We start from the raw sequence: 20,137 nt of genomic DNA, 5'->3' as shown, positions 1-20,137 counted from the left end.
GTACGCCGATGCTGCTCAGTGAAAAGATCAAGAAGACCCCGGTCGACGAGAACGTGGAGCAGGCCAAGGCTGACGTGAAGGCCGCCGGAGGCGAGCGGGAGGACGTGCGCCCGGCGGGGCAATTGCTGACCAATGTGCGGCCAGAGCTCGCGTCTTGGTCCGACATGTTTACCGGTGATGAAGCGAGCAACTGGGTCCACGTCGACCTCGCCAAGCTTCAGATGTTCCTGTTCACGATGGTCATTTCCGCGTCGTATGTCAGCTCGCTTTGGCGGATGTTCAACTTTGCGCAGCCGGACGGGCTGCTCCAGTTTCCCGCGCTTGATCAAAGCACGGTCGCCCTGCTCGGGATCAGCCATGCGGGCTATTTGGCCAACAAGGCTGTTCCTCGGCAAAAGCCAGCGCCAGAGTGACAGGTGTTGGCTCCATGCCTTGAGGTTCGTAAGGGTCAGCCTGACGTGCCATTGAGGGCAACGCGTCCGAGGCAATTCAAGATATGGATGGGGCTCGATACGGGCCATTCTTGTTGGGCCGTTCGTTCCATAACGCCTCAAAGAAGATGGCTGTTGTGATGCCCCGGAACGTGATGCTTTCCGGTGTCTTGGTCAGTTCGCAATAGGCATCTTCAGCAAGGAAACTCTTCGATGACCACCACTGAAAACATTTCGGCTGCTTCTTCAGGCGAAGAGCCGCATTGCGATCTCGTCATGAAAGGCGGCATCACGAGCGGCGTGATCTACCCGAAACTGATCTACGAGCTTGCCCAGCGCTACCGCTTCAAGAACATCGGCGGTACTTCGGCGGGAGCAATCGCTGCCGGGGCCTGTGCAGCCGCCGAGTGTGGACGGCGGGGCGGCATGGCCGGAGCATTCGATGAATTGAGAGGCCTGCCGGAGTGGTTGGGCGAAACCGTACAACCAAGCGGCCGGTCACGCTTACTGAGCCTGTTCCAGCCAAGCTCGCCGGTGCAGCAGCATTTCGCCGTGCTGCTTCAGGCGCTGAACAAGGATGCGCGGCCCGCGGTTGTTGCCGCGCTGTTTCGCATGCTGGCCAACCACTTCACGGTGGCGCTGGTGGTCTTCGTAGCCGGTGCAGCTTTGCTCGCTCCGCTGGTCCGTTCGCTATCACTGCTTGTCTCCGGCTGGTCCGCCTTCGGGGCCGTGATTGGCGCTCTTGTCGTGGCCGGATTGGCTGCGCAATGGGCCGCTACTCGAGGTCAGGCCTGGCAGTTCGTCGCGGTCATGGCAGGCGTGTATGTACTGTTCGTCCTGGCACTCAAGATTTATGTCGGCACGCCTTGGACCTGGCCTCTGTTTGGAGTCGCGCTGTCCTTGCTGATTGGCGTCTTGCTGATCTGGGCCCTGCTGGTGGCCCTGACCGCCTGGCGCTTCGTTGTGACGCTTTTTGGTGGTCTACACGGTAATGGCTATGGCTTGTGCAGCGGGCGGACGATGGCCACACCGGTTGCCGATGAGGAGAAGCTCCCGGGGCTGACAGATTGGCTTACCACCTACTTCGACAAGCTTGCAGGTGTCACCGATCGAGATCATCCGCTGACCTTCGGTGATCTCTGGGGTGGCGCTGATCGCCATGCGCCGGATGCGGTGAACCTCGAGGTCATGACCAGCGCGGTGAGCCAGCAAATGATCTATGGCGTTCCCTTTCGGGAGGGTACGCCGACGATGTACTACGAGATAGGCGAACTGAATCGTCTGTTCCCACCGCGGGTCGTGGCCTGGATCGAGGGGCGCGCCACCGCTGCGGAAGCGGCCGGTCCGAATGGGCTGCGCCCCGACGACTACGCCGCAGACACGATGATCCGCAACGCTGAAGGGAAGGCGCTGCGGCCGTTCCCACGCGGTGCTGATTTGCCTGTTGTGGTCGCCATTCGCATGAGTCTGAGCTTCCCGGTCCTGCTTTCGGCAGTACCGCTGTACTCCGTGGACTACACGCTGACACGGAACCAGGACGAGAAGAAGCGCATGCGCGACGCCATGAAGGAGGGCAGGGCCCCTCAGGCTGTCTTTAAGGCGACGCGCATCTGGTTCTCAGACGGCGGCATCGGCAGCAACATGCCTCTTCACATGTTCGACGCGCTGCTTCCAGGTCACCCATCCTTTGCGATCAACCTCAAGGCAGCGCATCCCGATCACCCCATTAGTGATCCGGAGACCAAGGAGAACAGTGGTGGCCGTGTCTACCTTGCAGAAGACAACCACGCTGGCGCGTTGCGCTATTGGGCCGCGCCGAACGACGGCAAGCCGCTGGGCGGCTTGGTGGGATTCCTCGGCAGCATCATCAACACAATGCAGAACTGGCGGGACGAGATCCAGTTTCCCTATCCGGGCTACAAGGACCGAATCGTTCAGATTAGCCAGCGATCGACCGAGGGGGGGCTGAATCTCGACATGCCGGCGCCTGCGATCGCCGCATTGGGCAACGCTGGCCGAATGGCGGCCGAGCGCCTGATCGATCGGTTCCATGTCTCAGGCGCTCAGCACGGAGCCGGTTGGACGATGCACCAGACCATTCGACTAAGAACCTTTCTTGGCACCATGCAACCCGGCAGTGCGGCGCTTTGCCCTTCAATCAGCAGTGGGCACTGGAACAACTTGGCATCATCAATTACTTGCTACACCGTTGCAGAACAGAAGGTGGCTCAGAAATTCTTGTCTGGCCTGGGGGCGCTGGGCGCCTTAGGGCGACCGGGCAACGCGGTTGTCTCTCTTGAGCGTTGCGCGCTGAAGCCGGTGGCTCAAATCCGGATCACACCGAAGATCTGAATCTATTCATTGCAAACGAGATTCTGTGAATCCGCTGTGGCTTGGTGCAGCACTTCAAACATTGAGGACGTTGACATGGACTTTATCGAGAAGATCTTCGGCTTTTCTCCAGACGATGGTTCAGGGCTGTTCGAAGTTCTGCTCTTTGCGATTCCCGTTGTTGGAATCATCCTTATTCGAGCTTGGCGCAAGCGCTCGCGCCGCAAGTGAGGCGGCCCCGTCGGTTCCGCTATTGAATGCAAGGTAAGAGGGGAGCAAGGTCATGGCCCAAGAAAACGGTGGACGGCGCGCTCGCCGAGGCGGAGCAAAGCCTGAGGAATCGCCCTTGCAATTGCGTTCCGGACCGGCGAAGGAAAGATCTTCGACTCCGAGGCCGCAGCGGCTGACGCTGCATAAGCAGCGAGCGGCCTGGTTTGCTGCGCGGGTCACATGGCCGGTGCGCGAGGCGCCAATAGAACGTCTGCAGGCCGAAGTTGAGCGCGTGCGTGGCGAACTTGCTGCGGTTGCGCCGGCTGCCAATTGGACACTTGCGGGGCCAACCAACATTGGTGGCCGATGCACAGCCTTGATTTGCGATCCCGCAAACGCTGACCGGATCTGGATTGGCGCGGCAGGTGGGGGTGTCTGGAGCAGTTCAGACGCTGGGCAAAGTTGGACCATTGCATGGACGCCCGATGGGCCGCTACAGATTGGTTCCCTGGCCATCGATCCCTCAAATTCCAGCACGCTCTATTGCGGCACGGGCGAAGCGAATCTCTCTGCGGATTCCTATCCTGGGGATGGGCTGTACAAGTCCAATGACTCCGGTGCGACATGGAGTGTCTGGGCATCATCAGCGAGCTCCGGTTTGCCTCGGCGAATTGGGACCATCGCAGTCGACCCCTTTGATCCTCAGCATGTCATGGTGGGTGGCGTCGGCTACGGCCGTGTTTCGCAGGACAACGATTTCGGGGGGCTCTATGTCACCTCCGACGGTGGCGCAACGTGGAAGCGCGAGACCTTCGTTTCCGAGACCAACTATTGGTGCCACAAGATCGTCTTCGATCCCGCCACGCAAGGGCGCGTGTTCGCGACGGTGACGGATCGCGGGATGGCCAGCGGCATTTACCGCTCGAATGACGGCGGCAGCACGTGGACTCAGCTCAAGAGCGGTTTGCCGAGCCCGGATCGCATCGGGCGTACTTCACTGGCACTGGCCCCCTCGAACCCGAAAGTTGTCTACGCGATTTGTGCGGATGCCGCGGGGCAGAGCGATGCTGTGTTGGGGGTCTTCAAGAGCATCAACAGCGGGAACAGCTGGACGGACGTCAGTCGCGGGCATTTCACAAACGAAGGCCAGATGTCGTATGGCAGCACCATCGCTGTGCACCCACTCGATCCCAACCGAGTCATCTGCGGGGGTGTTGACCTTCATCGGACCGACGATGGAGGATCGACGTGGAGAGTGGCTTCCCACTGGGACGCAGATCGTGGTGGTCCTGACTATGCTCACGCGGATCATCACGTTCTCGTGATGCCCTTAGCGCCAGCTGGGCGGATATACAGCGCAAACGATGGGGGCGTGGACATTAGTGAGGACAGTGGCCAGAGCTGGAGCAACCGCAGTGCCGGTCTGGCGATCACCATGTACTACGACGTCGATGTGGCCCAGACTGACATCAGGGTGTTCGGCGGTGGTGCGCAAGACAACGGCACTTTGATCACGAGCACCGGCAAGCAAGACGATGCGTTTGAGCTCCTAGGCGGAGATGGCGGCTGGATGGTGATCGACCCGAGAGAGTCTGGGCACATCTACGCTTCATATCAGAAGGGCGGCATGTATCGGTTCCGTAATGGAACCAACCGCAAGGTCAGCCCACCCTTCTCAGATGACGAGAAGCGAGCGATCTGGATGGTGTACATCACCATCGATCCGAATGATTCCGCGACGATCTTCACTGGAAGTACGCGGGTCTATCGAACTCGCAACGACGGGGTCTCTTGGCAAGCCCTGACTCCGGTGCTCGATGGCAGCGCAATCAGTGCAATCGACGTTGCCAGGGCTGATTCAAAGCACGTCTACGTCGCCACCGAGAACGGAGCGTTCTTTCGGAGTTTGGACGGTGGGTCGACGTGGAGTGCCAACCTCGCCGGAGGCCCGATGCCGGGGACGATGATTACTCGCATCGAGACCCACCCAGACAACGCTGCCGATGTCACGATCACGGTTGCGAACTTCGGAAGCCGACACGTCTTTCGATCGGCTGATGCCGGCTCTACGTGGAAGGACATAGACGGCGGGCAACTGCCTGACGTTCCACATCATGCCGTGCTTGTCAGACCCGATAAGCCCAGCGAGATGTGGGTTGCGAATGATGCTGGGGTCTACGTCACAACCGACGGCGGAACGTCCTGGCAAAACGCAACGGGCAATCTTCCGCCGTCGATGGTGGTGGATCTGGTCTATCACTCTGCGAGCAAGACGCTGCTGGCCGCCACTTACGGCCGCTCCATATGGCGGTTGCAACTTTCGTAGTGATCGCGAGCAGTCGGTCCCTAGCGTTTTTTGATGAAGGACTTTGACCGCGAGGCCAAGTTCCCCTTCGGTTCAGGAATGCGCTCACCGGCTGGTTGGATCTTCGTCGGTGCCTGCAAGCCGCCCGCCGATGTTTCGGGCGACTGAGCATGCTTTTCAATCCGATCGGCCGGACGCCTACGCGGGGGCTGCTGCTTCATGGCTTCGAATCAGATGGCAAGTGTGGTCAGGTATGAACCAATCGAATAAGCGTACTCCTGGAGGACCGTTGCGCCGAGTGCTGGGAAGGGCAGGATGCAGGAGGCTGAAATTCTTTGGCGCGAGGCCGGCCATAAGTACTACTAGGTCGCTGAGCTATCGGTGACCTGCTCGGTTTCCCAGGGACGTTGATCGAGGACGGCCCCGGCGCCCCATGATCCGGGGGGTCGAGTGCCGTTCTTGCCGCTTGCCGCCTAACTCTCCTTCTGAGAGCATGGATCGACAAACTGCATCCCGCAGTCGGAGGAACACGCTGTGCGATCCAGTCTCCCCCTCAGGTTCTTTGTGGGCGCTGCCAGCCTGGCCGCCGCCTTTGCCGCTCATGCAATCGGGGTTGTAGAAACCCGCATCACGCTGACCAGCCTGATCGTCAAGGATGCGCTTGGAAACGTGGTGCCAACTGTGCTGGCGCCGACTTCCATCGCTCAGAACTCATTCCCGTCGAGCGTCGTCTATACCCACGGGCTCATCAACGCCGACGGTGACTACCTTGAGGTCACAGACTATCGACGGCGCCTGGACCTGCTGGTTTGGTCTACGCATTTCACCGTGCCGCCGGGGACGGACATGTCGGCCAAAGCAACCACTTCCGGCGGCTTCTTCAACACGCTGACGGCGAGCGCGTCAGCCGATGCATTCAACGCTTCTGTCAACGCCCAGGCTGAGGTCGTCTATGACATCTTCCTGCCCGCTCACGGATCCGTGACCGTCGGCGGCACGATGTTCGGCTCTGCCCTTAGCGCCGGGCAGCCGACCGGCACCAACACTGTTCCGCACGTCGCGAAGTTCGATACCTTCCTGGTGTTCAGTCCGCAGTTCATCAATGGTGAGGTCTATCGCATCAGTGGGAATGTGACCTCCGCCAATCCGCCGTTCCTGCCGGCTGAGGATTCCCAGGTGCGGGTGTTCTCCCAGATGTTCGTCAACCCGGTGGGGCTCGACTCGTATGCCCACGTTGACATGATTGCCTCGGCGTACGTGGGCAATGGCGCTCTGGCTTCCGCTGTCCCCGAGCCCGCTTCGTGGCTGATGACGGCCTTGGGCCTATTGGGGGTCGCAGCTCTGGCGCGGCGTCGGCGCGTTTGACGGCGACGACGATCCTTGCGGCGACTATGCAGAGACCGCTCCGGCGATTGAAAAACAATCAGGATCCATCGGCCGGCCGACGACAAGGCAGCTACGCCTAGCGTTTGAAAACCATCAAAGGAAATCAAACTCTGCGGCAGCAGGTCTCATCGATGGTTGCCGGAGGCGAGGGCCTATTGCGAGACTACGTGTCGTTGCACCAGACGTGAGCGCCTGCCGGTGAATCAACTCCCGACGAGGCGTCGGAAGCGACTTTGCGCGCGCTCATAGTCCGATCGGGGCCTTGAATATCGCCGGCAAAGCCGCGCCATGGTGCGTGCTGGCGAGACGCGACTGGTCGGGTTCCCTGATTTGTTCCCCGCTCGATCTGGACCGAGTGCGCGACCTGTGCTTGGCAGGGTCGCGCGGTCCGATGAGCAAAGCGCATGGCGTATCGTCACGCCATGGCCCAAGGCATCGAACCCTGGCGCGCTGACTGGCGCATTGATGACGACCCGAAGCGCAGCCTTGCCGCCCCGGCGCTGGCCTTCCACTCCAGCGATCTGGTGTTCGAGATCGACTATGGGGAGATGGACGCGCAGAGCCTCAACTGGGACTGGCGTGCTGGCATTGCCGAGCGCTCTGAGGAGATCGACGACGATCTCCAACATCGCATGGGCGAGGTTGCCTACCTGGAGCGTATGAGCGAGCTGCGGCGCCAGGTGATGGTCCTGTGGTGCGAGCGGCGCTACAAGGCAAACGACGGCCGGCGCAGGGACTGACCGTGAGAGCGCCTTAGCTAAACAGGTCGCCGGTCTCAGGAGCCGGCGGATCGTCCTTCTTCTCGGCCTTCGGCCTCGGCCTCGGCCTCGGCCTGCTCTGCTCCGATTGGCGTTTGCGCGCCTTCGGTTGTGCCGCGGCTTCGCGCCATTCGTCCGCGAACATGTCTGGCTCGCTCTCCCAGTCGGCCGGCTCAGGTAGAGGCTTCCAAGGCGCGGGCGCTGATTCATCTCCTGTCTAGGCCGATGCGGCGGATTAGCCGAACCAGACGGGCCGGTACGCCTCGTTGGCTTTGACCCAATCTTCCATGCTGATCTCGCGCACATCAACGCCAGCCAGGAATTGGACTCGGCGGTTGTGGGACTGCGTGCCGCTCATCTGGCGGGTGCGACGCATGATGCTGTCTCGGACCTCGTTGGCGTAGCTGCGCTGCACATTGCGCTGGATCGGCTGGATCTTGTCGGCTGAGCGCTTCGACAGGCCGGGGAACTGGATGGCGCGGTGGGCGGCAACGGTGGCGATGGCTGTCATGGCGGGCTCCTGGGTGACTTTCGATGACCGTCAGTGTCTCGACCGCAGGAGGTTCAGACCATCGCCCTTAGTGGGGATCTGAGCGAGGGGTCTCCCCCTTTTGGGGGATGCGGCCCGTTGGCCTCCCTCTTGAGGGCGATACCCATCCGCGCCCTGGGTTCAGACACTGGCGGCGCTATGAACCAGACGCCCTCAAACCCCGCAAGCCCAGGAGAGAACTCCATGCCCGTCGTCGAACGCCGCACCGCAGACCGCACTCACAACGAGCAGTGGCCCGACGCCATGCGCGATGAGTTGAGGAAGGTTCAGTTCCTTACCGCCGTCGAGGTGGACGAAGTGGGCGCGGACGCATGGAGCGACATCTTCGAGTGCTTCGAGGGGCGCCACACCCGTTTCATCTGAGGCCACCGGCCTGATGTTGGCGCTCCGCCTACGGGACGTAGTGACCGAGTTCAATACCTAAGTGGGAGAAGACCATGGCCTTGTTTGAGTTCAACCGCAGCTTCGGCCCGGTGGCTGGCGTGGGCCGGTTGTCTTTCGAGCGAGCCCCAGGGCTGATATGCGCCCTAGATGGCGAAGGGAAGCTGGTCATGAGCATCGCCACTGGCCCTGGAATCGGTCAGCGCCTGGCAGAGGCGTTCTCCGACCATAGGAAGGCGATGCAAGAGGCGGATCGCCAAGGGGCGGTGAGGCTTGCCACTTCAGGGGAGTGAGGCCGTCGTCGATCTGCCATGAGCATCCGGACGGCGTACAGTAGCGGCGGGCCACGGCCCCCTGCTTCACCTCCCTGAGCAGGCCTCTACGTGACAGCGAAGAGGGTTCAGCCCCGGCCTTGCGCCGGGGTTTCTTTTGGAGCCTTAGTTTCTCCGGATGCCACCCGTTGGCGCGGCTTCCGTTGAACTGTTCAATCTCCGTCAGCGCGTCGGACCACTGGGCTGATCTCCGGCTTCGCCACAGTTCAAGCAACCCGCGTTAAGCGGAGCAAATGCGGAACATGTAGCGGAACAAATGCGGAACGCTTCCCGCGTCTGCCGCACAAAACTAGGCTGTTTACCTATGGTGCCCGGGGCCGGACTCGAACCGGCACACCTTGCGGCGGGGGATTTTGAGTCCCCTGAGTCACGCTCAGTTGAAGAAGTTGGTCATAAGACGCCGCAAAGTCGCCGGCTTCCTTGCGGCGTTCGACCTGTTTCCCATTCGTCCACGCCGCAGCGGACGCCCTAAGGGCGTCCAGATAGTTCGCCCACTCCTGCATCATCTCTCGGCGCTTTGGAAGGTGCTCCGCATGGTTGTAGGCCGCCTTCACGGCGTTGCGTTCGGTATGGGATAGCTGCCGCTCAATGACGTCGGAGGGCCAGCCGCGCTCATGGAGCATGGTCGAGGCCATGCCGCGGAAGCCGTGTGCCGTCAGCATCGTGCGGTCATAGCCAAGGCGGCGAAGCGCTGCATTGACAGTGTTCTCGCTCATCGGTTCGCCGTTGGTCCTGTTGCCCGGGAACACCCACTTGCCACCTCCCGTGAGGGCCTGCAGTTCCTTGAATAGCGCGACTGCCTGCTTCGCAAGCGGGACGATGTGCATCGTGCGCCCCTTCATCTTGGCTGCAGGTATGCGCCACTCGGCGTTGTCAAAGTTGAATTCGGACCATTCGGCACGCCGTAGTTCTCCTGGCCGTACGAACAAGAGCGGCGTCAGCTTCAGGGCGCACCTGGTGATCAGCCCACCGGTGTGGCTGTCGAGGTCCAGGAGCAACCGTCCAACCTCGCGCGGGTCCGTGATGGTTGGATAGTGCTCCGGGCGCCACGCCGGAAGTGCTCCGCGTAGATCGCGACTGGGATCGCTTTCAGCTTGGCCCGTGGCGACGGCGAAGCGAAAAACCTGGCCGCAGTTCTGCTGAACTCGATGAGTCGTCTCGATGGCGCCGCGTTCTTCCACTCGCTTCAAGATCGTGAGAAGTTCGGTCGGCGCGATCGTGCCAATCGGCCGCGTCCCGATCCAGGGGAAGACGTCCCGCTCCAGCCGGCGAATGATTTTGTMTGAGTGGGACTCTGCCCAGGTTGGCTCTTTCTTGGCGAACCATTCGCGTGCGACAGCCTCAAAGGTTCCTGGCGGAGCGATTCCGGCATCGGCCAGTTCGGAGAGCCTGCGCTCCTTGATGACCGCAGCCTTCTTGGCTTGCCTGCGGCCGCTAGGGTCGACACCTTCGCGAACAAGCTTTCGGGCCTCATCCGCTTGCTTGCGGGCGAGGGCGAGACCGGTCGCCGGATAGGTCCCCAGGCTGAGCGTCTTGCGCTTGCCGTCAAAGGAGTAGTCGAAGCGCCAGCCATGGGAGCCGCCCTTGACGAACAGCAGAAGGTAGAGACCTGCGCCGTCGCCAAGCCGTTGCCTGGGATCGCCCGGCTTGATGGCCTTGATCGTGGCGGTTGAGGGGATGAGGTGCTGCGCCATGCAGTAACTTTTCAGCGGGAACGTCGAAATTTTCGAGTTACTGTGCCAGTTACTGCAATGTGATCTCGGATCTTGCGAGACCGCCTGGGACCGTAAGAAAAAGAAAAAAGCCCCAGAGCATTGATTCTCAAGGGCTTTCTGGATTTCCTGGGGCGGCGCGGGACCGTGCAGGATGATCGGTTGGTGGAGAGGAGGAGGATCGAACTCCCGACCTCCGCATTGCGAACGCGGCGCTCTCCCAGCTGAGCTACCCCCCCACGCGACCGAAAAAGTATAGCCCTGGCTGGAGGATCTTGGCCGGCTGCTATCGTCTTCGCCCATGACGCCCCGCAAGCCGACGGCCTGGTTCGAGGCCCAGTACAACAACCGCCAGCGTGTGGCCGACAGTGCCGACATCCTCGGGCGCTGGGCCCAGGCGTCTGCGCTGGTGCGCGAGCGCTCTAGCTGCCATCTGAACCTGCGCTACGGGCCTGATCCCAAGCAGACGCTGGACGTCTTCACGCCCGACCCGGCGTTTGCCGGCGGTTTCGCGCCGGTTCTCGTCGTCATCCATGGCGGCTACTGGCGGTCCCTGGACAAGTCGGACTATTCCTTCCTGGCCGCAGGCTTCACGGACGAAGGAGCCCTCGTCGTCGTGCCGAACTACGACCTCTGCCCTGGCGTCGGCATCGATCGCATTGCGATGCAGCTCACTTCAGCCGTGGCGTGGGCCTGGCGGCACGCGGCAGAGCATGGCGGCGACCCCAGCCGCATCGTCCTCGTCGGCCATTCGGCCGGTGGTCATCTGGCGGCGATGCTGAGCTGCTGCGATTGGAAGCGTGTCGGCAAGGACCTGCCGCGGCGCCTTGTGCAGGGCGCAATGTCGGTGTCGGGCCTGCACGACCTGGCGCCGCTGCGCCGCGTGCCCTTTCTGCAGACCGATCTTCAGCTGGATGCGGCCAGCGTGCGCCGGCTGAGCCCCATCCACTTTCCGCCGCCGCGCTCGCCGCAGACGCTGTTCGCCGTCGTCGGTGCCCTGGAGAGTGAGGAGTACCGGCGCCAGAACCAGCTGATCCGCCAGGCCTGGGGCGCACGCGCAGTACCGGTCTGCGAAGAGTTGCCAGGCTGCAACCATTTCACCGTGCTGCACGATCTGGCCGACCCCCAGGGCCGCTCCCATCAACTCGCGCGCCAGCTGCTCGGTTTGCGCTGGTATAGCGGCCTGCTATGAGGTGCATTGAAGCTATCCATTGGCTGGGCGTGGCCGCACAGGAGTAGCGTCGCCGTCTCCCACCCCACGGAGACTGCGATGAGCTTGAAAGGTTCCAAGACCGAGCAGCACCTGAAGGACGCCTTTGCCGGCGAATCCCAGGCCAACCGCCGCTACCTCTACTTCGCCAACAAGGCGGACATCGAAGGGCAGAACGACGTGGCGGCATTGTTCCGCTCGACGGCCGAAGGCGAGACGGGCCATGCCCATGGCCATCTCGAGTTCCTGGAGGCCGTGGGCGACCCCGCCACCGGGCTGCCGATTGGCAGCAGCCGCCAGAACCTGGCGGCCGCCGTCGCCGGTGAAACACACGAGTACACCGACATGTACCCAGGCATGGCCCGAACAGCGCGTGACGAGGGCTTCGACGAGATTGCCGACTGGTTCGAGACGCTCGCCAAGGCCGAGCGGTCCCATGCCAACCGGTATCAGAAGGCGTTGGACGCGCTGGTCGACTGAGCGGTCCACCGAGCGGCCGCTGAATCCAGCGGCCGCCGTCCTCTTGGCCAGGAGCCGCGATGAGCATCAGGGAAGGCAATCTCGAGGCGCCGACTCGCCACGCCCTCGACTGGAAGAGCGCCGAGTTCAACGACGAGGCGGCATGCCTCCACGAGATGGAGCGCATCTTTGACATCTGCCACGGCTGCCGGCGCTGCGTGTCGCTGTGCCAGAGCTTCCCGACGCTGTTCGATCTCATCGACGAGGGCAAGACCGGCGAGTTGGATGGCGTGGACAAGCGGGATTTCTGGAAGGTCGTCGACCAGTGTTATCTGTGCGACCTCTGCTACATGACCAAGTGCCCCTATGTGCCGCCGCACCCGTGGAATGTCGACTTCCCGCACACCATGCTGCGTGCCAAGGCGATCAAATTCGGCAAGGGCGAGGTCGGCGGCGGCGAGAAGTTCCTGGCCTCCACCGACGTGCACGGCCAGTTCGCCGGCATTCCCATCGTCGTGCAAGCCGTCAACGCCGTGAACCGCACGAAGTTCGCACGCAAGCTGATGGACGGTCAGTTGGGCGTGCATCCCGACGCCTGGCTGCCCGCGCTGGCGACGCAACGCTTTCGCTGGAGCGCGCCCAAGGCGCAGACGCAAGTCGTCACCAACGGCGAGCGCACGCCGGGCAAGGTGGCCATCTTCTCGACCTGCTACGTCAACTACAACGAGCCCGGCATCGGCTTTGACCTGCTCAAGGTGCTGGAGCACAACGCCATTCCCTATGTCCTCGTCGAAAAGGAAGCCTGCTGCGGCATGCCCAAGCTGGAGCTCGGCGACCTGGCCACGGTGGAGAAGCACAAGACGGCCAACATCGCCACGCTGGCGCCCTATGCCAAGGACGGCTTCGCCATCCTGTCGGCCATCCCGAGTTGCACGCTGATGTTCAAGCAGGAGCTGCCGCTGATGTTTCCTGAGGAGGATGCGGTGAGGCTCGTGCAGGACGCGATGTGGGACCCGTTCGAATACCTCGTCGCCCGCCACAAGGACGGTTTGCTGCGGACCGATTTCAAGCAAGCCCTGGGCAGGGTGTCATACCACGTACCCTGCCACGGCCGGGTGCAGAAGATCGGCCGCAAGACCGAGGAAATGTTCAGGCTGATCGGCCGGAGCGTGGAGGTCAAGCTCAACACCGTCGAGCGCTGTTCGGGCCATGCGGGCACCTATGGCGTGAAGACGCCCACTCACCCGGTCGCGATGAAGATCGGCAAGCCGGTGTTCAAGGCCATGGCCAAGGACGAGCCCGACTTCATCGCCAGCGACTGTGCGCTGGCCGGCCACCACATCGCCCAGGGCATGGCGCAGGCCGGCACGCCGGCCAAGGCCCTGGCTCACCCACTGACCTTGATGCGTACTGCTTACGGCTTGCCATGATCACCAAAGACAGCCTGATGACGCTGGAGGCCTATGCGAAGTTCCGCAAGACCGAGAAGGGTTCAATCGTCGCCCACCGCCGGCTGCGCAGCGTGCAGCTGGGCGAGCACCTGAACCTGCAGTTCGAGGACGAGCGCACCATTCGCTACCAGATCCAGGAGATGCTGCGCATCGAGAAGATCTTCGAGGAAGAGGGCATCCAGGGCGAGATCGATGCCTATGCGCCGCTGGTGCCCGACGGCACGAACTGGAAGGGGACGCTCCTCATCGAATATCCCGACCCCAACGAACGCAAGCGGGAGCTGGCGCGGCTGATCGGCGTGGAGGACCGGATGTTCATCGAGGTGGAGGGCCAGCCGCGCGTCTATGCCATCGCCGACGAGGACCTGGACCGCGAGAACGACGAGAAGACCTCAGCCGTGCACTTCGTGCGCTTCGAGCTCACACCGGCCATGCGGCAGGCGCTCAAGGCGGGCGCGAGCGTGAAGCTCGGCTGCGATCACACCCACTACCCCGCACACGTGCAGATCACGCCCGAGACACTGGCCAGCCTTGCCGGTGATCTGGCGTGACGCTCAGGTCGCCACGTAGCGGCCGGGTCGGTGGTTGATGGCCAGGGCCGCGTTGATGGCCGCCATGCCCAGCAGCGACAGGCCGATGCGATCCAGCGGCACCAGGGGCAGGGCGGCGAGCAGGATGGCCGTGTCCAGGCCGGCCTGCAGATAGCCGGCACGCCAGCCGCGCGTTTCCTGCAGCCACAGCACCAGCACGTTGAGCCCACCGAGGGACGCCCGGTGGCGGAACAGGATGATCAGCCCCGCGCCCACGAGCAGCCCGCCGCCGATGGCGCCGAACCAGGGGTTGAGCTGGCTGATGCTCAGCCAGCCGGGCAAGGCCTCGGCGAGCGCCGCCAGCAGCGCGACGGCCAGCAGGCTCTTCACCGTGAACGCAGCTCCCATGCGACGCCAGGCCAGCGCATAGAACGGCAGGTTGATGGCAAAGAACAGCAGGCCGAACGACCAGCCGAAGGCGTAGTGCAGCAGGAAGGCGATGCCGACCGTGCCGCCACTGAGCAGGCCGGCCTGCTTGAACAGGGCCACGCCCAGCGCGGCGAACAGCGTGCCGGTGAGCAGGGCCTGGGCGTCCTCGAAATGGCTGTGCTTCAAGGTGCGGCTTGCCGCAGAGGGCGGCTTCATCCGATGGCTCCGGACAGGAAGTACTTGATGACGCCCTTGGCCGCGAAGCCGACAAGGCCGAAGCCCAGGCCCAGCAGCAGCACGAAGGTGCCGAAGCGACCCGCCTTGGACTCGCGCGCCAGCTGCAGGATGATGAACACCATGTAGAGCATGAAGGCGCCAACCCCGAAGGTCAGGCCGAACTGCGCGATCTCGGCTTCGGTGTAGCCCCACATGGTTCAGTCCCGGCGGGTGACAAGGTCGCGGTAGGCGTGCCAGCTCGCGTGGCCCAGCCAAGGCACGACGAGGATCAGGCCCAACAGCGCGGTGGCCATGCCCAGCAGCGTCAATGCGAGGAGGAGGGCGGCCCAGAGCGCCATGGGGGCGGGGTGCGCCAGCACGACCTTCCAGCTCGTGAACACCGCGCCGAGCACGCCCAGCTTGTGCGGAGGCAGGTCTACCAGCGCCGGGATGGCCACGACGGTGGAGGCGAAAACCGGCGCGGCGAGCACCGCACCCAGCATGAGCCAGGTCTCGAAGAGCCGGGATTCGTCGTTCATCACGACCTTGAGCAGGAAGTCGCGCGGGCTGTGGATGGGGTCGGCGGCAAAGCCGGTCACGAAGGCCGCGGAGCACAGCACCCAGCCCGTGCCGGCGAAGGCCAGCAGCACGCCGAAGACGATGAGCCGGCCGTCGCGCGGGCGCCAGGCGTCGCGCACCGTGCGCCAGCCGGGTTGCCCGCCCCGGTCCAGCTCGCGGCTGAGCGCGTACAGGCCGGTGGCCAGGATGGGCGCGATGATGAGGAAGCCGGTGAAGGCGCCCGCCAGCAACCAGAAGCGGTCTCGCGCCAGCGCGAAGAGCAGGGCGCCGAACGCGGCCATGACCAGGCCGTGGGCGAGCGAGGCCAGCGGCGCCTGCCACAGGTCCTGCCAGCCGCGCGCGAGCCAGCCCAGCGGGCGCAGCACGGGAATGGGACGGGCGCCGAAGGCCTGGGACTCCCTCAGGGCCTTTTCGCTGTAGCGGTTGGGCATGGCGGTGCCAAGTGTGGCGTGCTCGGCCGCCGGCTGCCTTGATGCGGCTCAAGCCGTGCTGCGTTGGGCGGCCACGGCAGCGAAGCCGGTAGGGGTGGGCTTGTCAGGCCGGCAGCGACACCGCGTCCAGCAGCTCGCTCTCGATCTGCAGCTGGGCCTTGTTCTGCTGGAGTGCCGGGCCGTCGAGCAAGAACGTGTCTTCCACGCGCTCGCCCAGCGTCGAGATCTTGGCCAGCTGCAGGTTGATGCCGTGTCGCGCCAGCACACGGGCGATGGCGTAGAGCAGGCCGGCGCGGTCGCTGGTGGAGATGGTCAGCAACCAGGCCGTCGCGCGCTCGTCCGGGCGCAGTGAGATGCGCGGCGTGTAGGGGAAGCTCTTGACGCGGCGCGAGAGGCGCCCGCGCCGCGGCTCGGGCAGTGGGCCGCCGGTCTGCAGCGCCGCGCTGAGCTTCTGCTCCACCAGCGGCACGAGGTCGCGGTGGTGCACGTCGGCCTCGGGGCGGATGACCTGGAAGGTGTCCAGCGCATAGCCCCTGCGTGTCGTGTGCACCTTGGCATCGAGGATGCTGAAGCCGGCACCGTCGAAATAGCCGCAGATGCGGGCGAACAGGTCCTGCTGGTCGGGTGCGTAGACCAGGACCTGCAAGCCCTCGCCGATGGGCGAGGGACGCGCGCGCACGACGGGGACCTGGGTCTCGACATGGCGCCACAGCGAACGCGCGTGCCAGGCCAGCTCGGCGCCTTCATGGCGCGCGAAGTAGCTGATGGCCAGCGTCTTCCACAGCGGCTCCTCGGTACCGGGAAGCTGGGAGTGCAGGGCCAGGTCCTGGCGGGCCTCGGCCTTGCGTGCCTCGATCTCGGCGTCGAGATTGATCTTGGCTCCACCCAAGGCACGCAGCGTGATGCGGTAGAGGTCCTCCAGCAGCTTGCCCTTCCAGGCATTCCAGACCTTGGGGCTGGTGCCGCGGATGTCCGCGACGGTCAGCAGGTACAGCGCCGTCAGGCGACGCACGTCACCGACCTTGGCGGCGAAGGCGGCGATGACGTCGGGGTCGGACAGGTCTTCCTTCTGCGCCACGCGCGACATCGTCAGGTGGTGCTCGACGAGGAAGACGCACATGGCCGTGTCCTCCGCGTTCAACCCATGCTGGCGGCAGAAGCGCTTCACCTCGGTGGCGCCGAGCTCCGAGTGGTCGCCGCCGCGGCCCTTGGCCACATCGTGGAAGAGGGCGGCGATATAGAGCAGCTCGGGCGTGTCGAACTGCGCGGCAAGTTGCGAGCAGAACGGGTACTCGTGGGCATGCTCCGGCACGAAGAAGCGCCGCACATTGCGCAGCACCATCAGGATGTGCTGGTCCACGGTGTAGACGTGGAAGAGATCGTGCTGCATCTGCCCGACGATGGCGCGGAACACCCACAGGTAGCGCCCCAGCACCGAGGTCTGGTTCATGAGCCGGAAGGCATGCGTCTGGCCCTCGGGCTCGCGCAGCATCGTCATGAAGGTCGCCCGGTTGACCGGGTCGCGGCGCCAGGCTGCGTCCATCAGGCCGCGGGCGTTGTACAGCGCCCGCAGCGTGCGCGCCGACAGGCCCTTGATGCCCGGCGTCTGCTGGTAGATCAGGAAGGTGCGCAGGATGGCGTGCGGGTCGCGCTGGTACAGGTCGTCGCTGGCGACCTCCAGCATGCGGCCGCGGTCCAGGAAGTCCGGGTGGCCGTCGATGGGCCGCAGCAAGCCCTGCTGGGAGCCATTGATCTGCTCCTCCAGGTTCAGCAGCAGGATCTGGTGCAGCTGCGTGACGGCCTTGGCCGCCCAGTAGTAGCGTCGCATCAGCACCTCGGAGGCCCGCTGCGAAGCCGTGCTCTCGAAGCCGAAGCTTTGCGCGACGGCGGTCTGCAGGTCGAACACAAGACGGTCCTCGCGCCGGCCGGCGACCGCATGCAGTCGCGCCCGGATCAGCGTCAATTGACCCTCGTTGCGCTGCAACTGGCGGCTCTCGAAGGGCGTGATGAGGCCGCGTGCGCTGAGGGCCTTCCAGGTCTTGCCCAGGCCCGCCGCGCGCGCGATCCAGATCAGCATCTGCAGGTCACGCAGGCCGCCGGGGCTTTCCTTGCAGTTGGGCTCCAGCGCGTAGGGCGTGTCGTCGAACTTGGTGTGGCGCTGCAGGCTCTCCAGGGTCTTGGCGCGAAAGAACGCCTTGGGGTCCATGGCCGCCATGAAGCGCTTGGCCATCAGCTTGAACAGCTTGGCGTCTCCGGCCAGTGGCCGGGCCTCGAGCAGGGCCGTCTGGATGGTCACGTCGCCCTCGGACTCGCTGAGGCATTCTCCCAGCGTGCGCACCGAGGAGCCGATCTCCAGGCCCAGGTCCCAGCAGGCCGTGATGAAACCTTCGATGGCCGACTTGACCGGGCCGGGCACATGGGCCTCGACGCCATCGGGCAGCAGCACGAGCACGTCGACGTCGGAATGCGGGAAGAGCTCGCCACGGCCGTAGCCGCCGACGGCCGCAAGACAGGAGCCCGCGGGCATGCCGGCACCGTCCCAGAGCGCGCGCAGCGCGTCGTCGACATGGCGGGCCAGGCGGCGCAGCAGGGTCTGGGCGCCGGCCTGCGTGGGCCGCGCGGCCAGGAAGTCGTCGATCAGCGTCTGCTTGCCCGCCTTGAACTGCTGGCGGAGCTCGGCGAGCGTGGCCACGGCTTACGCGGTCGCCGCAGCGGCCTGCGTGATGAAGGCGGGCGGCGGTGGGCTGCCGGCCGACAGCGTCATGACCTCGTAGCCGGTGTCGGTGACGAGGATGGTGTGCTCCCACTGGGCGGAAAGCGAGCGATCCTTGGTGACGATGGTCCAGCCATCGCCCATCTCGCGGATCTCGCGGCGGCCGGCGTTGATCATGGGCTCGATGGTGAACATCATGCCGGGCACGAGTTCGTCCAACGTGCCGGGGCGGCCATAGTGCAGCACCTGCGGCTCCTCATGGAAGACTTGGCCGATGCCGTGGCCGCAGAACTCGCGCACGATGGAGAAGCCGGCGTTCTCGGCAAAGGTCTGGATGGCGTGGCCGATGTCGCCCAGGCGCGCGCCGGGCTTGACCTTGGCGATGCCCTTCCACATGGCCTCGTAGGTGAAGGCGCACAGCCGCTTGGCCGCAATGGAGCCCTCGCCGACGACGAACATGCGGCTGGTGTCGCCATGCCAGCCGTCCTTGATGACGGTGACGTCGATATTGACGATGTCGCCGTTCTTCAGCGGCTTGTCATTCGGGATGCCGTGGCAGACCTGGCTGTTGACCGAGGTGCAGATCGACTTGGGGTAGGGGATGTAGCCGGGCGGGCAGTAGTTCAGCGGCGCCGGGATGCCCTGCTGTACGTTGACGATGTGGTCGTGCGCGAGCTTGTCCAGCTCGTTGGTGGTGACGCCCGGCTTGACGTGCGCCGTGAGCATGTCGAGCACTTCGGACGCCAGGCGCCCGGCGATGCGCATGCCTTCGACATCGGCTGCGGTCTTGATCGTGATGGCCATGCCCGATTATCTCAGTCCGCCCAGATGACCGTACCCGTGGCCCAGGTTGCCAGCACGACGATGCCGAAGGCGATGCGATACCAGGCAAACGGCACGAAGTTGTGGGTGGCCACGTAGCGCAGCAGCCAGCGCACGCAGGCCCAGGCRGCCAGGAAGCTGACGATGAAGCCGACGGCGAACATCGGCGCGTCGGCCATGGACAGCGCGTGCCGCTCCTTCCACAGGCTGTAGCCGCCGGCGGAGATCAGCGTCGGGATGGCCAGGAAAAAGGAGAAGTCGGTCGCCGCCTTGCGCGACAGGCCCAGCAGCATGCCGCCAATGATGGTGGCGCCCGAGCGGCTGGTGCCGGGGATCATGCCCAGGCATTGCACGAGACCAACCTTGAGCGCGTCCAGCGCCGTCATGTCATCCACGCTCTGCACGCGGGCCACCGGCTGGGCGCGCTTCTCCACCCACAGGATGATCAGCGCGCCGACGATGAAAGCGCCGGCGACGACGGGCGCGTTGAACAGATGCGCCTTGATGGCCTTGTAGACCGTCAGACCGACCAGGCCGGCGGGCAGGAAGCCGATGGCGATGTTGGCGACGAAGCGCTGCTGTTTGGCGCTGTTGGTGATGCCGCCCAGGGCCTCGCGGATGCGCGCCCAGTAGACGATCAGCACAGCCAGGATGGCGCCGCTCTGGATGGCGATGTCGAAGACTTTGGACTTGGCATCCGTCATGCCCAGCAGGCTGCCGGTCAGGATCAGATGGCCCGTGGACGAGACGGGCAGGAACTCGGTCAGTCCCTCGACGATGCCCATGACGGCGGCTTTGATCAGCAGGATGACATCCACGTAACGGCTCCGGGGGCGAACAAAGCCGCGCAGTGTAGCCAGCGGGCAGGGCGTGCCCTTGCCGCTGCCTGGCCCGGCGGGCT

20 protein-coding genes and 1 tRNA gene are annotated in these 20,137 nt (G+C 64.2%); 12 read left to right on the top strand and 9 right to left on the bottom strand.

From position 1 onward, the window contains the following. From ACXJKM_RS14755 to ACXJKM_RS14730, 6 genes are all read left to right on the top strand, one after another. The coding region (locus tag ACXJKM_RS14755; RefSeq protein ID WP_457353258.1) for a hypothetical protein at positions 1-413 on the top strand (413 nt) is incomplete at its 5' end. Between the two features lie 231 nt (positions 414-644). Continuing rightward, positions 645-2,783, top strand: coding sequence for a hypothetical protein (locus tag ACXJKM_RS14750; protein ID WP_457353256.1), 2,139 nt, complete (start codon positions 645-647; stop codon positions 2,781-2,783). 75 nt (positions 2,784-2,858) lie between these two features. After that, positions 2,859-2,993, top strand: coding sequence for a hypothetical protein (locus ACXJKM_RS14745; RefSeq protein ID WP_457353254.1), 135 nt, complete (start codon positions 2,859-2,861; stop codon positions 2,991-2,993). Positions 2,994-3,108: 115 nt separating this feature from the next. Further along, positions 3,109-5,298 carry a WD40/YVTN/BNR-like repeat-containing protein gene (locus ACXJKM_RS14740; RefSeq protein WP_457353252.1) on the top strand — a complete coding sequence of 730 codons (2,190 nt, stop codon included), beginning with the start codon at positions 3,109-3,111 and terminating at the stop codon, positions 5,296-5,298. A gap of 543 nt (positions 5,299-5,841) precedes the next feature. Then, positions 5,842-6,642 carry a PEP-CTERM sorting domain-containing protein gene (locus ACXJKM_RS14735; protein ID WP_457353250.1) on the top strand — a complete coding sequence of 267 codons (801 nt, stop codon included), beginning with the start codon at positions 5,842-5,844 and terminating at the stop codon, positions 6,640-6,642. 425 nt (positions 6,643-7,067) lie between these two features. Beyond that, complete coding sequence (locus ACXJKM_RS14730; protein WP_457353248.1) at positions 7,068-7,403, top strand: hypothetical protein; 336 nt, start codon at positions 7,068-7,070, stop codon at positions 7,401-7,403. Between the two features lie 253 nt (positions 7,404-7,656). On the opposite strand, the gene ACXJKM_RS14725 is transcribed toward ACXJKM_RS14730, so the two are convergent. Beyond that, on the bottom strand, positions 7,657-7,932 hold the full coding sequence (locus ACXJKM_RS14725) for a hypothetical protein (protein ID WP_457353246.1): 276 nt from the start codon (positions 7,930-7,932) through the stop codon (positions 7,657-7,659). Positions 7,933-8,154: 222 nt separating this feature from the next. On the opposite strand from ACXJKM_RS14725, the gene ACXJKM_RS14720 reads away from it, so the two are divergent. Together ACXJKM_RS14720 and ACXJKM_RS14715 are read left to right on the top strand one after the other, a co-directional pair. Next, on the top strand, positions 8,155-8,334 hold the full coding sequence (locus ACXJKM_RS14720) for a hypothetical protein (RefSeq protein ID WP_457353244.1): 180 nt from the start codon (positions 8,155-8,157) through the stop codon (positions 8,332-8,334). A gap of 74 nt (positions 8,335-8,408) precedes the next feature. Next, a complete protein-coding gene (locus ACXJKM_RS14715; RefSeq protein ID WP_457353242.1) occupies positions 8,409-8,645 on the top strand; it encodes a hypothetical protein in 237 nt (78 codons plus the stop codon). A gap of 341 nt (positions 8,646-8,986) precedes the next feature. Here the strand turns inward: ACXJKM_RS14715 and ACXJKM_RS14710 are convergent, their stop codons facing one another. Together ACXJKM_RS14710 and ACXJKM_RS14705 are read right to left on the bottom strand one after the other, a co-directional pair. After that, the gene (locus ACXJKM_RS14710) at positions 8,987-10,378 is read right to left on the bottom strand and encodes a tyrosine-type recombinase/integrase (RefSeq protein WP_457353240.1); all 1,392 of its coding nucleotides are present in this window, start codon (positions 10,376-10,378) and stop codon (positions 8,987-8,989) included. A 181-nt stretch (positions 10,379-10,559) separates the two neighbouring features. Continuing rightward, positions 10,560-10,635: transfer RNA gene (locus ACXJKM_RS14705), tRNA-Ala, on the bottom strand. Between the two features lie 62 nt (positions 10,636-10,697). Here ACXJKM_RS14705 and ACXJKM_RS14700 point away from each other — a divergent pair. The 4 genes from ACXJKM_RS14700 (at position 10,698) to ACXJKM_RS14685 (ending at position 14,067) form a co-directional block, all read left to right on the top strand. Then, a complete protein-coding gene (locus tag ACXJKM_RS14700) occupies positions 10,698-11,588 on the top strand; it encodes an alpha/beta hydrolase (protein WP_457353238.1) in 891 nt (296 codons plus the stop codon). Between the two features lie 78 nt (positions 11,589-11,666). Continuing rightward, a complete protein-coding gene (locus tag ACXJKM_RS14695) occupies positions 11,667-12,086 on the top strand; it encodes a rubrerythrin family protein (protein ID WP_056193371.1) in 420 nt (139 codons plus the stop codon). A gap of 59 nt (positions 12,087-12,145) precedes the next feature. Beyond that, positions 12,146-13,495 carry a (Fe-S)-binding protein gene (locus ACXJKM_RS14690; RefSeq protein WP_457353236.1) on the top strand — a complete coding sequence of 450 codons (1,350 nt, stop codon included), beginning with the start codon at positions 12,146-12,148 and terminating at the stop codon, positions 13,493-13,495. After that, positions 13,492-14,067, top strand: coding sequence for a DUF3501 family protein (locus ACXJKM_RS14685; protein ID WP_056193377.1), 576 nt, complete (start codon positions 13,492-13,494; stop codon positions 14,065-14,067). Before ACXJKM_RS14690 ends, ACXJKM_RS14685 begins: the two co-directional genes overlap by 4 nt. Positions 14,068-14,070: 3 nt before the next feature. On the opposite strand, the gene ACXJKM_RS14680 is transcribed toward ACXJKM_RS14685, so the two are convergent. From ACXJKM_RS14680 to ACXJKM_RS14655, 6 genes are all read right to left on the bottom strand, one after another. Beyond that, on the bottom strand, positions 14,071-14,691 hold the full coding sequence (locus tag ACXJKM_RS14680; protein ID WP_457353234.1) for a YitT family protein: 621 nt from the start codon (positions 14,689-14,691) through the stop codon (positions 14,071-14,073). Next, a complete protein-coding gene (locus ACXJKM_RS14675) occupies positions 14,688-14,906 on the bottom strand; it encodes a DUF2788 domain-containing protein (protein WP_056193383.1) in 219 nt (72 codons plus the stop codon). Before ACXJKM_RS14675 ends, ACXJKM_RS14680 begins: the two co-directional genes overlap by 4 nt. Positions 14,907-14,909: 3 nt before the next feature. Beyond that, positions 14,910-15,701 carry a DUF2189 domain-containing protein gene (locus ACXJKM_RS14670; RefSeq protein WP_056193386.1) on the bottom strand — a complete coding sequence of 264 codons (792 nt, stop codon included), beginning with the start codon at positions 15,699-15,701 and terminating at the stop codon, positions 14,910-14,912. Positions 15,702-15,804: 103 nt separating this feature from the next. After that, positions 15,805-18,393, bottom strand: coding sequence for a [protein-PII] uridylyltransferase (locus ACXJKM_RS14665; RefSeq protein ID WP_457353232.1), 2,589 nt, complete (start codon positions 18,391-18,393; stop codon positions 15,805-15,807). Positions 18,394-18,396: 3 nt separating this feature from the next. After that, on the bottom strand, positions 18,397-19,218 hold the full coding sequence (gene map, locus ACXJKM_RS14660) for a type I methionyl aminopeptidase (RefSeq protein WP_056193392.1): 822 nt from the start codon (positions 19,216-19,218) through the stop codon (positions 18,397-18,399). Positions 19,219-19,229: 11 nt separating this feature from the next. Then, positions 19,230-20,054, bottom strand: a complete 825-nt coding sequence (locus tag ACXJKM_RS14655) for an undecaprenyl-diphosphate phosphatase (RefSeq protein ID WP_457353229.1) — start codon at positions 20,052-20,054, stop codon at positions 19,230-19,232. Between the last annotated feature and the right edge of the window lie 83 nt (positions 20,055-20,137).

It is taken from the genome of Roseateles sp. P5_D6 (assembly GCF_054049415.1).
The sequence above is the reverse complement of the archived record's forward strand: the minus strand, read 5'-3'. Positions and strand labels throughout refer to the sequence as shown.